This is a genomic window from Hymenobacter sp. DG25B (genome assembly GCF_000801315.1).
Lineage (GTDB): Bacteria > Bacteroidota > Bacteroidia > Cytophagales > Hymenobacteraceae > Hymenobacter.
Genome location: NZ_CP010054.1, coordinates 428,609 through 443,286, shown reverse-complemented (window position 1 = coordinate 443,286; position 14,678 = coordinate 428,609). Strand labels below are relative to the sequence as shown.

Annotated in this window: 13 protein-coding genes; 3 read left to right on the top strand and 10 right to left on the bottom strand. The window is 55.6% G+C overall.

Features of this window, described 5'->3' with window-relative positions; translation table 11 throughout:
- Window positions 1–134: 134 nt before the first annotated feature.
- The 3 genes from ribH to pdhA form a co-directional block, all read right to left on the bottom strand.
- Window positions 135–611, bottom strand: a complete 477-nt coding sequence (ribH, locus tag PK28_RS01955) for a 6,7-dimethyl-8-ribityllumazine synthase (protein ID WP_044510860.1) — start codon at window positions 609–611, stop codon at window positions 135–137.
- Window positions 612–698: 87 nt separating this feature from the next.
- Entirely contained in the window at window positions 699–1,478 is a 780-nt protein-coding gene (locus PK28_RS01950; RefSeq protein WP_082016909.1) for a tetratricopeptide repeat protein, read from the bottom strand.
- A 52-nt stretch (window positions 1,479–1,530) separates the two neighbouring features.
- A complete protein-coding gene (gene pdhA / locus PK28_RS01945; RefSeq protein WP_197070499.1) occupies window positions 1,531–2,574 on the bottom strand; it encodes a pyruvate dehydrogenase (acetyl-transferring) E1 component subunit alpha in 1,044 nt (347 codons plus the stop codon).
- Between the two features lie 190 nt (window positions 2,575–2,764).
- On the opposite strand from pdhA, the gene recF reads away from it, so the two are divergent.
- On the top strand, window positions 2,765–3,877 hold the full coding sequence (gene recF, locus PK28_RS01940) for a DNA replication/repair protein RecF (protein ID WP_044510855.1): 1,113 nt from the start codon (window positions 2,765–2,767) through the stop codon (window positions 3,875–3,877).
- A gap of 79 nt (window positions 3,878–3,956) precedes the next feature.
- On the top strand, window positions 3,957–4,274 hold the full coding sequence (locus PK28_RS01935; RefSeq protein WP_044510852.1) for a DciA family protein: 318 nt from the start codon (window positions 3,957–3,959) through the stop codon (window positions 4,272–4,274).
- 708 nt (window positions 4,275–4,982) lie between these two features.
- On the opposite strand, the gene PK28_RS20255 is transcribed toward PK28_RS01935, so the two are convergent.
- A complete protein-coding gene (locus PK28_RS20255; protein ID WP_071885032.1) occupies window positions 4,983–5,381 on the bottom strand; it encodes a helix-turn-helix domain-containing protein in 399 nt (132 codons plus the stop codon).
- A 363-nt stretch (window positions 5,382–5,744) separates the two neighbouring features.
- Window positions 5,745–6,512, bottom strand: a complete 768-nt coding sequence (locus PK28_RS01925) for a glycerophosphodiester phosphodiesterase family protein (protein WP_231576202.1) — start codon at window positions 6,510–6,512, stop codon at window positions 5,745–5,747.
- A 158-nt stretch (window positions 6,513–6,670) separates the two neighbouring features.
- On the opposite strand from PK28_RS01925, the gene PK28_RS01920 reads away from it, so the two are divergent.
- The gene (locus PK28_RS01920) at window positions 6,671–7,279 is read left to right on the top strand and encodes a DUF2939 domain-containing protein (RefSeq protein WP_044510843.1); all 609 of its coding nucleotides are present in this window, start codon (window positions 6,671–6,673) and stop codon (window positions 7,277–7,279) included.
- Window positions 7,280–7,359: 80 nt separating this feature from the next.
- Here PK28_RS01920 and PK28_RS01915 read toward each other — a convergent pair whose 3' ends face one another.
- From PK28_RS01915 to PK28_RS01895, 5 genes are all read right to left on the bottom strand, one after another.
- The gene (locus PK28_RS01915) at window positions 7,360–7,635 is read right to left on the bottom strand and encodes a PLD nuclease N-terminal domain-containing protein (RefSeq protein WP_048825438.1); all 276 of its coding nucleotides are present in this window, start codon (window positions 7,633–7,635) and stop codon (window positions 7,360–7,362) included.
- A 115-nt stretch (window positions 7,636–7,750) separates the two neighbouring features.
- On the bottom strand, window positions 7,751–8,383 hold the full coding sequence (locus PK28_RS01910; protein WP_156126194.1) for a rhomboid family intramembrane serine protease: 633 nt from the start codon (window positions 8,381–8,383) through the stop codon (window positions 7,751–7,753).
- A gap of 120 nt (window positions 8,384–8,503) precedes the next feature.
- Complete coding sequence (locus tag PK28_RS01905; RefSeq protein ID WP_044510841.1) at window positions 8,504–9,475, bottom strand: polyprenyl synthetase family protein; 972 nt, start codon at window positions 9,473–9,475, stop codon at window positions 8,504–8,506.
- 267 nt (window positions 9,476–9,742) lie between these two features.
- Window positions 9,743–12,241: a ribonuclease R gene (gene rnr, locus PK28_RS01900; protein ID WP_082016908.1), complete on the bottom strand. Its 2,499-nt coding sequence runs from the start codon at window positions 12,239–12,241 to the stop codon at window positions 9,743–9,745.
- Window positions 12,242–12,600: 359 nt separating this feature from the next.
- Complete coding sequence (locus tag PK28_RS01895; protein WP_048826237.1) at window positions 12,601–14,616, bottom strand: ABC transporter ATP-binding protein; 2,016 nt, start codon at window positions 14,614–14,616, stop codon at window positions 12,601–12,603.
- Window positions 14,617–14,678 lie beyond the last annotated feature (62 nt).

Here is a 14,678-nt window from a genome sequence, read left to right as displayed (position 1 = left end):
GTTGTAGCGCCAGCAGGTGTCCTTCTCGGCCTTTCTCAACCGACCCCGGTTTAATACGGCCGCAAAGCTACGCTTTTGTTGGGAACAGCCAGCTTTCTGCTCCCGCTCGCGCTGACTTTCGTTGTCTTAACTACTTAGAAGCCTAGCATATGAATGGCGGCTACTGCGCCTTCCACACCTTTGTTGCCGTGCTTGCCGCCCGCCCGGTCCCAAGCCTGCTCCAGGGTATTGGTGGTCACCAGCCCAAAAATGACGGGCTTGTTAAATTTCAACCCTACCTGGGTAATGCCTTGGGCTACGGCGTTATTGATGTAATCGTCGTGCTTGGTTTCGCCCTGAATCACTACCCCCAGGCAAATTACAGCATCTATTTCCTCGTGCTGGGCCAGCAGCTGCGCGCCTAGGGTTAGCTCAAAGCTTCCGGGCACCGTGTTGCGGTAGATGTTTTCTGCTTTGGCGCCGTGCTTCAGCAGGGTGTCGTAGGCTCCCTGGCTGAGGACGTCGGTTATCTCGCGGTTCCACTCGGCTACCACCAGCCCGAATTTCTTCTCACTGATGTCAATGAAGTGGTCGGAAGTATAGTCGCTTAGGTTTTTGAGGGAAGTGGCCATGCGGAGTTGTGCGTCTGGTCTGAATCGTAAACTAAAACTGCGCTCCTCCTCACGGAAGAGCGCAGCTTTCAATGCTTTTTCCAGGGCTTATTTACCGCCGGCCAAACCCTGGGCGCGGGCTTTGTATTGCTTGGCCTCGTTGGCTTCGGCAGCGGCCGGGTATTCGGTCAGAATCTTATCGTATACCGTTACGGCCGCGGCGTTATCCTTGGCCAGCTCCAGGGCGGTAGCCTGCTTCAGCAGATAGCTGGGCGAGAAGTATTCGTTGGCTTTGTAGTCGGCAGCCTTTTCGTACAGGTCAGCGGCTTCCTTGGTTTTGCCCAGCTCCAGGTTGGCGTCGCCCTGCAGCGCGTAAGCGCGGGCTTGTAACAGCTCATCATCGGAGCTGAAGTCCTGCAGGTAATCTATAGCCTGCTGGAATTTGCCTTCCTTCAGCGAGGCGGCACCTGCATAAAAGTTGGCCAGGTTGCCGGCTTTGGTGCTGCCGTATTCGGATGCTACTGCTTCCAGCCCTTCGTACTGACCGTCGCCTTTCATGGCTTTTTTCACGGAATCAGCCTCCCAGTAATTAACTGCCTGAAAAAGAGCAGCTTGCGCTTTTTCATCCTGCTTATTACGCCAGGTATACCAGCCAAAAGCTCCTACTACTGCCAGAATAACTACGGTCAGAATGCCGAGCAGAACATTTTTGTTGCTCCGTACGAAATCTTCCGAGCCAGCCAGGCGGGCGGCCAGCGCATCCGGATCTTCCAACAGCGGGTGCTCCGGATTGAGGGCTTCCGGATTGGGCTGCGAGGGGTCGGCAGGCACCTGGTTTACCTGGCTGCGGTTCAGCGGACTGTTCCGCGTGTAGGGAATCTTTGACATTACTTGATTTCAGAAAGGCGGCCTAGAAGCCGGTTATTACTCCGCTGGGGAACTAGTCGCGAATATAAGGATAGTCCTGCTGCACGTACACATCCTTGAACAGCTCATCGGCGGTAGGGTACGGGGAGGTCTCAGCAAACTCGACCGATTCCTGTACCTGCGCTTTGATCTTTTCATCAATGGCGGCCAGGTCTTCTTCGGTAGCCATATTGTTGCTGAGGATGGTGTGGCGTACCGACTCGATGGTGTCGCGGGAGCGGTAATCTTCCAGCTCTTCCTTGGTGCGGTATTTGGCGGGGTCACTCATGGAGTGCCCCTTGTAGCGGTAGGTTTTAAACTCCAGGAACGTAGGGCCTTCGCCGGCGCGGGCACGCTCAGCCGCGCGGGCCACGGCGTTGTGCACGTCTTCTACGCTCATGGCATTCACGGGCTCAGAAGGCATATCGTAGCTTTCGCCTAAGGTATACAGCTCCGTTACGTTGGACGTGCGCTGCACGGAAGTACCCATAGCGTAGCCGTTGTTCTCTACCACGAAGATAACCGGCAACTTCCACAGCATGGCCATGTTGAAGGCTTCGTGCAGGGCACCCTGGCGCACAGCACCATCACCCATATAGCAAATGCACAGGTTGCCGGTCTTGTTGTATTTCTCGGCGAAGGCAATGCCGGCACCCATCGGAACCTGCGCTCCTACAATGCCATGGCCGCCCACAAAATTCACGCTCTTATCAAAGATGTGCATGGAGCCGCCTTTGCCCTTGGAGCAGCCGGTGGCTTTGGCAAACAGCTCGGCCATGATGGCATTGGGCGAGGTGCCCAGCGCCAGCGGGTGGGCGTGGTCGCGGTAGGCCGTAATGTATTTGTCGCCTTTGGTCAGGGCTGATACCGCCCCGGCTACGCAGGCTTCCTGCCCAATGTAGAGGTGACAGAAGCCCTTTATCTTCTGCTGGCCGTATAGCTGGCCAGCTTTCTCTTCAAACTTGCGCATGAGCATCATTTGCTCATACCACTGCATATAGGTCTCCTTCGGAAACTGTGGCTTGTCCGTAGACGTAGCTCTAGGCGCCGGAGAACCCGGGGCACCCGCCGGCGGCATCATCGGCTCCGGTTGCTTTACCGTAGCCGGAGTCGCAGTCTTGTTCTTACTTTCAGCTTTCGGAGCCGGCGATTTTTTCGCCGAATTGGAAGCTTTTGGGGTAGCCTTTACTTTCGTCTCCGCCATCTTGCTTTCGGTTGTTCGCGTTTGGGATGCGAAAGTACGTAAAAGGATTGCAATTCCGAACCGAATGATACTGGATAGTCTGTACCTGTTATTCTTCAAAAACTACGACGAAGCTTCCCTACGGTTGTCTCCGCATATCAACTGTTTCGTGGGAGACAATGGTAGTGGCAAGACGAACCTGTTGGATGCTATCCATTATCTGTGTTTGACGAAAAGTGCCTTTACTTCCGCCGATGCCCAGAGCATTAAGCAGGGAGAAGAGTTCTTCGTGGTGAAGGGACGGTTTCGCTCCCCTCCCGCTGATACCCTGGAAACTATTCAGTGCAGCCTGCGGGCCGGCCAGAAGAAAGCTCTGACCCACGATAAGCAAGCCTACGAGCGGATATCAGACCATATTGGGAAGTACCCGGTGGTGCTTATTTCTCCTTATGATACGGACCTGATTCGGCAGGGCAGCGAGGAACGCCGCAAGTTTTTCGACTCCTTCATCTCGCAGCTTGACCACGCGTATCTGGAACTATTGATCCGCTATTCTCACCTACTCCGGCAGCGCAACTCGTTACTCAAGTTGGCTACCGAGCGCCAGGGCGGTTATGATAGGGACTACCTCCTAGTGCTGGACGAGCAGCTGGCTCCTCTGGGCGAGCAACTCACTCAGCAGCGCCAACAGTTCCTAATGGAGTTCACTCCTATTTTCCAGCGGCACTATGAGCAGCTGGCCGACAGCCGGGAGCAGGTTACTTTGGAGTATAAAAACCAGCTAAGCGACGCTGATTTTGGCAAGCTCCTCCGCGTGAACGAACGAAAGGACCTCCTGCTTCAGCGCACCACCAGCGGCCCCCATAAAGACGACTTTGTCTTTCTTATGGATGGTATGCCCGTAAAGAGCTACGGCTCCCAGGGCCAGCAAAAGTCCTATGCCATTGCCCTGAAGCTGGCCCAGTTTGAAATGGCCGCCGCTCGCAAAGGTCACAAGCCCCTACTCCTGCTCGATGATATCTTTGACCGCCTCGATGAACGCCGTATCACCCGGCTTCTTCAGTTAGTGGCTGATCATACCTTCGGCCAGGTGTTTCTTACGGATACGCACCTAGAGCGCACCGACCGGATCCTGGCTTCGCTCTCTGACCAGGTAAGTAGATTTGTAGTGGAGCGTGGCTCCGTTCGCGCTTTATAAAGCCAATCGACCTTCTTCATCCCTATCTTTGCTGTTCAGCTTCCCAGCGTAATTCCGCGCGTCATAATACCACTTCACTTTGAAAAAGCATAATTCCAACCCAAATTCTCGTCAGGGTGATATTGTGCCTTTGAAGGACGGCATTACGGCGTTGCTAAAGGCGTACCGCCTCCAGGGGAAGCTAAATGAGGTCACGGTCGTAGCCAGTTGGGAACGGGTAATGGGGAAGGCTGTAGCCATGAAAACCCAACAGGTCTATGTGAGCAATGGCAAGCTGTTCGTGCGCCTAAGCTCTGCCCCGCTCAAGCATGAGCTGGTTATGGCTAAGACCCGGGTATTGGATATCATCAATGCCGAGGTGGGTGAGCAGGTAATTTCAGAGGTTATCTTTTTGTAGGCAACTCCTGTCCTTCGCCCCCTTACATTTCTTTTTTCTAAGGGCTATCCACTGCGGCCTTTGCCTTGGGTTTCTCACCCTCTCCTTCAGATTGGCTCTTCGCTGCTTATGCTTCCATAGCAGGCTCAGCGAGTGCGCGCCTTTTGTACAGCTGCCTTTGGTAGCTTTCCTCTGTTCTGCTATTCAGAGCGCTCTTGTTAGCGCCTCTCTTTTTTTGAAACACTTCCTGGATACTCTGAATGAACGCCCCTTTCATGAAGTGGTTGTGGCTACTCTCTTCCCCTTGTCCAAGACGTGTATGAAGTATGGGCAGCTCTGACCATTTACCTAGTTACTTCACCTTGGTCCCTCCACCCTTATCGGGTATCGGGCTCCCCCCTTTTGCCTACTCTCTACCTTACTTTCTCCTATCGATTTGGCAGCACCTTCGCTTATTCTACCCCTATTTGATCAGGCTATTTCCCCGAGTCATACATAGGCATCCATAACGGCTACCCGCCTGGGGTTCCCTTTCTGCCAGGCGCCCGTTTCACGCGTTAGCTATTCTCTCTTCACCCGGTTTCCTCTAGCTGCTTACTACTGGTTTATTGGCTTATCCCCTTTGCCAGATTGGCAATTCAGCCCTTCTGCTACCCCTTCATCCCCTCCTCTCTATTACGCTGTCCGCTACTATGGTTGGACAAAAATGTTTCACGTGGAACATTTTTGTTAGCGCGGACCATACACTTTCAATAGCAACTCATTGTACGCCTCTAATAAGGCTATGTACTTGTTTTGAAGGACCATTAGCTGCTTGGCATAGTCCTGATCAGTTAATGATACAGAAGAAGGTGTAACGGAATGACGATTTGTAACAGGTGTAACGGGTGTAACATTATAACCGGATGTTACAAATGGTAAAGATGCTTGTTGCGGTAATGTAAAGTCGTTCGAAAAGTCATGCGAAATTATATCACCGATACGTTTTACAAAAGCGTAATCAAGTGTCTCATCTTTGAACTTACGGTAAATAGTAGGACGTGTAATACCCAGCTCTTCCACTATACGGGTAATGGAAATACCGCTGTTTTTAATGGCTTCCTGCAGGATTTCGCCCTGGTGTGGCATATAGATAGGGTGTATTACTGGGGAAACGTAAAGATGTAAAAAACGGACAAGCAATACAAATACGATACGTAAACAAATTACAGTTACAAAGTGTATCAATTACATGTTTACAAATAATGCAACACTTTACAGATAACAATTAAACACTTTTACGCTTTACAAAAAGGTGATACATATTACAAACAACAATCAGTGTAATATTACAAAGCCCGTAAACCTCATGTTTAAACCACTCAAAAGAGGCTCTTTATTGCACTATTAGCCAACATGAACACCCACATAGGCTATGGCCAGAGAACAAGGCACAGCTAAGCCTTGTAATGCGAAAGCAATACAAGGCTTAGCCATAGTAAACGGAATGAATCAGGAGGCTAACAGCGCCAGTAAACGGTCCGGATAATCCGTGGTAATCCCATCAACGTGCAGAACCAGGAGTGCCTTCATGGTCTCAAGCTCATTTACTGTCCAGGGGATAAGGCGCATACCTAAGGCGTGAACAGTCGCTACCAGCTCGGCCGATACAAGGGAGTAGCGCGGACCGTAGACTGCGGGTATAAAGCCCAGCTTTGCCAGATGAGCCGACAAGGGAATTTCATCCTCAACCAGCAGGCACAGCGGCACTGAGGAATACCGTGTATGCGCTACCTGCAGGATGCGAGGATCAAAGCTGAGCAGCGTGGTGCGGCCGTAGAATTCCGACCCATTAACAACCTCCATAACGAGCTCAAGGAAGCGCGCCGGCGTAGGATGAAAGACTCCGTCACCAGCCGGCTCACTCTTAATTTCAATACTGAAATGAGGCAGCACACGCCCCATAGCCTGGGCCGCATGGTATACCTGCGAGAGTACGTCTCGGAGTAAGGGTTTAACCGCAGCAACTGGCTGCTGAAAAGGAAAGCCAGGATGCGGAGTCAGCCCACAGTCGTATTGCTGAATGGCGCTATAAGGCAGCTGATAAAGGTTGTGCTGCTGCTCAGACCTGGCGGGAATAGGAAGGCTAGAAGGCAGGCGGCAGATAGCCGGGGAAAACCACGGCTCATGCGATACTACCACTTGATTATCGGCGGAAATAACCACATCCAACTCCAACGTGTCTACACCTAGGGAAAGGGCATGCAGGAAGCCAGGCATGGTATTTTCAGGGCGCAAGCCCCGGCATCCACGGTGTCCATGAACTTCAGGTCGTGAGGCAATAGTATGTGGCATAGACTGTATCTACGCGCGCATACTCCCGTAGGGTAACGGATAGGCTTCTTAGACGCTGTTTTATCAGCTTAATACCAAAAACAATGAAGAAATTATTGCTCATAGCCGTGCTGGCAGCTGTAGGAATAGGTGGCTATCTGTATTACAAGCGGCTGGTAGGCGGGCCGGAATACGCGCTGATGCAAGCTGTGAAAGCGGCAAAAATGCACGACGTAGCCACGTTTGAGCACTACGTAGACCTGCATACTCTAACCGATGACCTGGTAGAGCAGATGACCGACCAGCGCGTAATGGAAGCTATTCCGGGCGGAGGAAGCATGCTGATGCAAGGCGCCCTGCGCTTGCTTAAACCGCAGCTGGGCCAGGTAGCCCGGCAGGAGATAGTGCGCTACATTGAAGCCAACCCTAGCGGGGCGGCGACACGGCCGGCACTACCCGTGAAGGTGCTGGGAATGGCCGGCGCCATTATCAGTCCCGATAGTCGCTTTAAAGGCATCAAGTACAATCAGCGCCAGGGCAACGACGCGCTGGTAGGCCTGGAATTCACGCAGCCCCGCTACGATACTACGCTGGTACTGGAGGTAAAGCTGCAAAACCAGGGCGACCACTGGCAAGTGAAGCAGATAACCAACGGGGGCGAGCTAGCCCGGCAGGTAGCGCAACTAGAGAAGCAACGGACCCAAAAAAGGTAATCAGCTTCCAACAACAACTATAAAAGACAACGGCCCCCTGCAGGATCTGCAGGGGGCCGTTGCTGTAAAAAATGGAAAGTCTAGGCTTTGCCGCGGCCAGCAAACAACCAGTAGATTATCAGACCGCCTAGGGGGAAGAAAAAGATAATAGCGGCCCACAGCAGCTTTTTACCAATTGACCAAGGCTGACGGAACACATCAATCATGGCCAGGATATCCAGCGCCAGCAGCACGTAGCCCCAGGTAGCCAGGCCGCCGTTGGCATTGTAGCGGCTGCACGAAGACGTAACCAGGAGCAGGGCCAGCATGGGCATAGCCACGGCCATACGGTTCAGGTAGGGAGCAAGCTTATTCATAACAGGGAGAGTTATAAGAATGGAAGGAAGAGATTTGCTCACTTCTTACGCACTATCCCGGGATTGGATATAAGTATTCAGATATTATTGAATTAAATAACTGATTATCAATAATTTATGAAATGTATTCTAAGATCTTACCCAGGAAGTAAGGGCCTACTTCCGGAATAAGCGCCAGCGTAAGCACTACTCCATACAAAGCTCCATAGAAGTGGGCATCGTGGTTGATATTATCGCCCCGCTTCCGGCCCATGTAGTAGGAATAGCCCAAGTAAAGGAAGCCAAAGATGAAGCCAGGAATATCAAAAGGCAACGGGAAGATGCGGATACCGGCAGTGGGCTGAAACAACACGCTGGCGAAGATGACGGAAGCCACACCGCCTGAGGCTCCCAGACTGCGGTAGTCCCGGTCGTCGCGGTGGCGCATGTAGGTGGGGATATCGGAGAGGATGATGCCGCCCAGGTATAGCAGCAGGAAAGCCAGCAGGCCCCAGGTAGTACCAAACTGCCCCACAAACACACCTTCCACAATGGGGCTGAACGAGTAAAAGGCCAGCATGTTAAAAATCAGGTGCATCCAGTCGGCGTGCAGGAAGCCGGAGGTGAGGAATCGGTACCACTCGCTTTGGCGCTTCACCTTGTAAGGGCTCAGAATCCAGCTTTCCAGCAGCTGATGGTTGGACCAGGCATACACCGAAATGGCAGCCGTAAGAAGAGTAAGAACGAGGGTGGGGCTCAGAGTGAGCATGAGTAACAGGAAAACGTGAAAAAGAAGCCCTTATAGCGCGCCAAAAGACTAAAACGAAGCCGGGCAGCTACTTATAACCAAGCAGCTGCCAGAGGCAAGAAAAACACCGCAAAAGCGGGCCTAGCTTTCCCGCTCCATGAGCTGCAGCGCCAGCAGACGGAGCGGTTCCTTGCGCTCAGCGGGAGCCGCCACCCGCTCCAGATGGTGCAGGGCATCCTGAAAGTACGTGTTGATGAGCGCCTCCGTCTGGGAGCGAATTGCCAGCTCATCGTAGATGGCGCGCACGGCCTCCACTTTAGCCGTTGCATCAGACACCGGCTGGCCAATGTAGCGGGCCAGTTCCGTGCGCTGGGCGGGGCTGGCCTGGGCCTGAGCGGTGAGCAGCAGAAAGGTTTTTTTATCGGAAACGATGTCGCCCCCTACCCGCTTGCCGAAGGTGGCAGCGTCGCCGTACACATCCAGCAGGTCGTCGCGGAGTTGGAAGGCCAACCCGATATCGGTACCGAACTGGCGCAGGTGGTCGGCGTCTTCCTGAGAAGAACCGCCCAGCAGAGCACCCAGCTCCAGGGCAAAGCCCAGCAGCACGGCTGTCTTCAGCCGAATCATATCGAGGTATTGCTCAATGCTGACCTGGGTTTCGGTTTCAAAATTCATGTCCCACTGCTGGCCTTCGCATACCTCAGCGGCCGTTTGCGAAAAGCGGCGCAGCACCTGAGGCAGCAGCTCGGGGCGCACGTCAAAAAACAGCTCGTAGGCCCGCACCAGCATTACATCGCCGCTCAGAATGGCCACGTTGGCGTTCCATTTTTCGTGTACCGTGGGCTGGCCCCGGCGCAGGGGCGCCTGGTCCATGATGTCGTCGTGCAGCAGCGTGAAGTTGTGGAAGACTTCGGTGGCCAGCGCCGGTTTGATAATGGGGTCGAGGTCGTGGGTGAAGAGGTGCGCGCCCAGCAGGGTGAGCAGAGGGCGGATGCGCTTGCCCCCCAGCCCCATGATGTAGCGGATGGGCTCGTAGAGGGCAGTAGGCTGGTGGCCGTAGTGCAGCTGGGCCAGGCCAGCGGAGAGTTTATCAGCGAAAAAAGAAAGGTCCACGGAGGAGCGGGTACGGTTCAGGGGGAAAGGTACGGAGGAAACCGGTGGAGGCTGGTTTTGTGAGAATAGATGTCTTGGCGAGTGACGCCCGGTGTCATTGCGAGGAGGCACGACGAAGCAATCCGTCCTCTGAAATGTGATAAGCCCTAATAAACCAGAAAGCCCTTGACGTATCTTACGTCAAGGGCTTTCTGGGGTAATATACGGTCGTACTTCGTAGAGGACGGATTGCTTCGGCTGGCGCCTCGCAATGACACGCCCGTGGCTTTACCTTCTGCGGTTGCCACCTTTACCGCCGGGCCGGCCACCACTTTTCTCGGGGCGGTAGCCGCGGGGTTTGCTGTTGCGGCGCTCTTCCTGTTCCCGCTGCTTCACGGAATCGGGACGGTTGTCTACCAGCTCGAAGTCGATGGTGCGGTCCAGCAGGTTGGCGGCTTTTACTACCACCTGCAGCTCGTCGCCGAACTGGATGATGCGCTTGCTGCGCTGGCCCACGATGCGGTAGTTGTCTTTGTCCAGCTCGAAATAGTCGCCGGGAATGTCGCTCAGGCGCACCATGCCTTCGCACTTATTCTCCTCAATTTCGATGTACATGCCCCACTCCGTGAGGCCCGACACCACGCCGGTGAACTGCTCGCCGATAACTTCGGACATGAACTCCACCTGCTTGAACTTGATGCTGGCGCGCTCGGCATTGGCGGCAATTTTCTCCCGCTCCGAGGAATGCTTGCACTCCTCCTCAATGGGCTCCACCTCCATGTTCTTGCCGCCCTCCAGGTAGTGCTCCAACAGGCGGTGCGCCATCATATCGGGGTACCGGCGGATAGGCGAAGTGAAGTGCGAATAGTGGTCGAAGGCCAAGCCAAAGTGGCCGCGCGGGTCGGTGGTGTAGGTGGCCTTGGCCATGGTGCGGATAGCCAGCGTCTGAATAACGTTCTGCTCCGGCTTGCCCACCACTTCCACCGACAAATCGTTGAGCTCGGCGCTCAGCTTTTTGGGGTTGGTGAGGTCCAGCGTGTGGCCAAACTTCTGGGCGAAGAGGGCGAAGTTCTGCAGGCGGTCCGGGTCGGGGGCGTCGTGCACGCGGTACACCATGGTGAGGCGCGGCTTGCGGTTTTTGAGCTTGAACACAAACTCCGCCACCTTGCGGTTGGCCAGCAGCATGAACTCCTCAATCATCTTGTGCGCGTCTTTGCGCTCCTTCACATATACGCCCAACGGCTTGCCGTTCTCATCCAGGCGGAACTTCACCTCCTGGGTTTCGAAGCTGATTGCGCCCTGCTTGAAGCGGGCCGCGCACAGCTTTTTGGCAATGCTGTTCATCAGCTGAATCTCCTGGGTGTAGTCAGCTTCCAGCCCTTCAATCCGCTCCTGGGCCTCTTCATAGGCGAAGCGGCGGTCAGAGTGAATGATGGTTTTGCCGAACCACGAATCATAGAGCTTGCCTTCTTCATCCAGCTCAAATACGGCCGAGAAGGTCAGCTTGTCTTCGTGGGGGCGCAGGGAGCAGAGGCCGTTGGAGAGGCGCTCGGGCAGCATCGGAATTACCCGGTCTACCAGGTACACGGAGGTGGCGCGGTGCTTGGCCTCGCGCTCCAGCTCGGTGTTGGGGCGTACGTAATGGGTTACGTCGGCAATGTGCACGCCAATTTCCCAATGGCCGTTTTCCAGCTTCCGGATAGAGAGGGCATCATCAAAGTCCTTCGCGTCGGCGGGGTCAATGGTGAAGGTGGTGATGTCGCGGAAGTCGCGGCGGCGGGCTATTTCCTGCACGTGAATGGCCTCCGATATAGTTTCCGACTCGGCTTCTACCTCCGAAGGAAACTCAAACGGCAACCCAAACTCAGCCATGATGGCGTTAATCTCGGCCTCGTTCTGGCCGGCGGGGCCAAAGCTGCGCAGCACTTCCCCCACCGGCGAGCGGCTGGGGTCTTCCGGGAAATCAATGATGCGCACCAGCACCTTCTCGCCGTTGCGGGCTTCCTGCAGGTTCTCGAAAGGCACGAACACATCAAAGTACAGCTTGCGGTTGTCGGGCTTCACAAACCCGATACCGCCCTGCACCTGCAGACGGCCCACTACTTCGGGGCGCACTCGCTTGAGCACTTCCACCACGTCGCCCACGGGGCGGCCGTCGCGGGAGCCGCGCAGACGTACCCGCACCGTGTCGCCGTGCATGGCATACATCAAGCGGTCCGTGAACACGCGCACGTCCTGCTCGCTTTCTTCACTGATGATGAAAGCATATTTGTCGGTGGCCAGGGCCACGGTGCCGGTTATCACCTCGGCAGCGCCACCACCATGCTCGCGCCGACGGCGGGCACCGGATGGCTCGTCACCGGGAAAGTCGAAGCCGGCTTCGCGGCGGCGGTGCACCACGGGGTCCTGCCCGAACTCAGATTCCACCGGACGGCCACCACCGCGGGGCTTCATGTCTTCTTGTTTTTTACGCGTATTCCGGCCGCTGGCGGGCTCAGTAGCCTGCTGCAGGGCACTGGCATCAGTCAGACGATAATCGTCGTTCTGAAGCAGCGTAAGCAGGCCGGTTTTGCGCAGCGCCTTCAGATGGCTGAAGATGTCGTCGCGCTGCTCTTTGGTGGTCACGCCAAGGCGGCGGGAGAGTTGGCGGTAGGAAAATACTTTGCCCGGGTTGTCGCGGAAGATGCGGAACAGCTGGTCTTTGCTGATCGGGGCGGCGGCGTGGTCACCGCGGGTCGCCTTCGCGCGAGGGGCGCGGGGGGCGGCAGAGTCGTCTTTTTCTTTCATGTAGAAAACGGGCCGCCAGTGGTTGTCTTTTTCGCAGGCGGCGGGGTTGAGTAAGAGGTAAGCTTCGGAGTAGTTACGAAGCTTCCGGAAATAAGGTAATAGCGCCTAAAACAGGCTTTGAAAAGATGATACGGAATATATCGGCGAATAACTATTTCTCGCCGAAAATGCGAGGTTATGGTTGGGTTAAGGATGTTCTACTAGTCTCAATAAGCACTGTCATCCTGAGCAAAGCGAAGGACCTTCTCACGGTAGTACGAGTCGTTGTTACGCTTGTCGTCTAGCCGTGAGAAGGTCCTTCGCTTTGCTCAGGATGACAGTTGAAACAAAGTTGACAGGACTTCCGGCCTGCTTCCCTCCTACGCCCGGCTGGCGACGGCGGCGCGGATATCGGCCGGCTCATCTTTGGGAATGGCAGCCAGCAGCTGGCGGGTATACTCGTGCTGGGGGTTGGCGTAGACCTCGGCCGCGGGGCCGCTTTCCACAATCTGCCCCTGGCGCATCACCAGGATCCGGTCGCTCATGAAGCGGGCCACCGACAGGTCATGGGTGATGAACAGGTAGGTAATGCCGAACTCCCGTTTCAGGTCGTTGAGCAGGTTGAGCACCTGCGCCTGCACCGATACGTCGAGGGCAGATACGGCTTCGTCGCAGATGATGCATTTGGGTTGCAGGGCCAGGGCCCGGGCAATGCAGATGCGCTGGCGCTGGCCGCCGCTGAACTCATGCGGGTAGCGCAGGTAATGCTCCTCCTTCAGGCCCACCGTGCGCAGCAGCTCCAGCACCCGGGCCTTCTGTTGCTGCCGGGTGCCGCCCACGCTGTGCACGCGCATGGGCTCCAGAATGGCTTCGCCAATTGTCATCATCGGGTTCAGGGCCGCGTACGGGTCCTGAAACACCATCTGAAACTCCCGGCGCCGGCGGCGCAGCTCACCCGCCGGCAGCTTAGCCAGATCAACCCCTTCGAACAGCATGCTGCCCGAGGTTGGTTCCACCAGCCGCAGCAGGGTGCGCCCCAGAGTAGTTTTGCCGCAGCCCGACTCCCCTACCAGACCCACTGTTTCGCCGGGGTAAATATCAAAGCTCACCCCGTCCACGGCCCGTACGTATTCCGTCTTGCGGCGCAGGAAACCCTTCCGGATGGGAAAGTGCACATTCAGATTTTCTACCTGCAGCAAGGGCTTCGGTTTTGGAGCTGCGGGGTTGGCGGCAAGGCCAGATTGAGGCTGCTCTGAAACGTCCTCTACCTCCACTTTAGGTGGCTGACTTACGGGGCGGTTGGCGGGAATATCTTGCGGCTCTGTTACCATCGGAACGCCGGCTGCCTCAGCGGGCAATGGCAGGCCGGATTCAGCAGTAGGAGCCGTTTCCAGGCCGAAAACAGGCTCATTTGGGCGTGAAACGGAATGTTCCACGGGAAACGTTTTGGTGGTTTCAGCGCCGTTGTAAGAGGATTCACCTGTTTCAGCAATAGGCAGTTGCACTGAGGCAGTTTCAGTCGTAATGAAGCTTCCATCGGCCGTTTCCTGCATAAAATCGGCTACAACGGGTAATCTTTTTCGGCCTACCGATAATTTTGGCCGGCAGGCCAGCAACCCTTTGGTGTAGGGGTGCTGGGGGTTGGTGAAGATGTCCAGCACGGCTCCCTGCTCCACCACGCGGCCACGATACATCACCAGAATCCGGTCCGCAATTTCGGCTACCACGCCCAGGTCATGGGTAATGAAGATGACGGCGGTGTTGTGCTCCCGGCGCAGGTCGTCGATGAGGCGGAGCATGCGCGCCTGCACGGTTACGTCCAGGGCCGTGGTGGGCTCGTCGGCAATGAGGATGGCGGGGTTGCAGGCCATGGCCATGGCAATCATCACGCGCTGCTTCTGGCCGCCGCTGATTTCGTGGGGGTAGCTTTTGAAGATCTTTTCCGGGCGGGGCAGTTGGGCCATGGTGAACAGCTCCACGGTGCGGGCTTCGGCTTCTTTTTCGTTGAGCTTAGTGTGGAGGCGCAGGGCCTCTACCACCTGGCTACCGCAGGTATACACGGGGTTCAGGGAGGTCATCGGCTCCTGAAAAATCATGCTGATGTCGTTGCCGCGCACCTGCTGCAACTCTTTATCGGTCAGCTTTAGCAGGTCCACCTTCCCCAGCGCTTCCGACTGAAACCAGGCTTCGCCGGTAGTAATACGGCCGGGCGGCAGCGGAATCAGCCCCATCAAAGCCAAAGACGTCACCGATTTGCCCGAGCCCGACTCGCCCACAATAGCCAGCGTTTCGCCCCTTTTCAGCTCAAACGAGATACTATCCACGGCCCGCGTGTTGCCGCGGTGGCTGGCGAAGTCAATAGTGAGGTTACGAACGGAGAGAATGGGCTGAGACACGGAGGGCAGGTAGCACGAAGCAAAGCTTCGCAAGTGAGGCAGGTAAAGATACGTGCTGAACG

Excerpts from the sequence above, each read along its gene's own strand:
- ribH (WP_044510860.1), bottom strand. The coding sequence starts at position 611 with ATGGCCACTTCCCTCAAAAACCTAAGCGACTATACTTCCGACCACTTC.
- PK28_RS01950 (WP_082016909.1), bottom strand. The coding sequence starts at position 1,478 with ATGTCAAAGATTCCCTACACGCGGAACAGTCCGCTGAACCGCAGCCAG.
- pdhA (WP_197070499.1), bottom strand. The coding sequence starts at position 2,574 with ATGCCGCCGGCGGGTGCCCCGGGTTCTCCGGCGCCTAGAGCTACGTCT.
- recF (WP_044510855.1), top strand. The coding sequence starts at position 2,765 with ATGATACTGGATAGTCTGTACCTGTTATTCTTCAAAAACTACGACGAA.
- PK28_RS20255 (WP_071885032.1), bottom strand. The coding sequence starts at position 5,381 with ATGCCACACCAGGGCGAAATCCTGCAGGAAGCCATTAAAAACAGCGGT.
- PK28_RS01925 (WP_231576202.1), bottom strand. The coding sequence starts at position 6,512 with ATGCCTGGCTTCCTGCATGCCCTTTCCCTAGGTGTAGACACGTTGGAG.
- PK28_RS01920 (WP_044510843.1), top strand. The coding sequence starts at position 6,671 with ATGAAGAAATTATTGCTCATAGCCGTGCTGGCAGCTGTAGGAATAGGT.
- PK28_RS01915 (WP_048825438.1), bottom strand. The coding sequence starts at position 7,635 with ATGAATAAGCTTGCTCCCTACCTGAACCGTATGGCCGTGGCTATGCCC.
- PK28_RS01910 (WP_156126194.1), bottom strand. The coding sequence starts at position 8,383 with ATGCTCACTCTGAGCCCCACCCTCGTTCTTACTCTTCTTACGGCTGCC.
- rnr (WP_082016908.1), bottom strand. The coding sequence starts at position 12,241 with ATGAAAGAAAAAGACGACTCTGCCGCCCCCCGCGCCCCTCGCGCGAAG.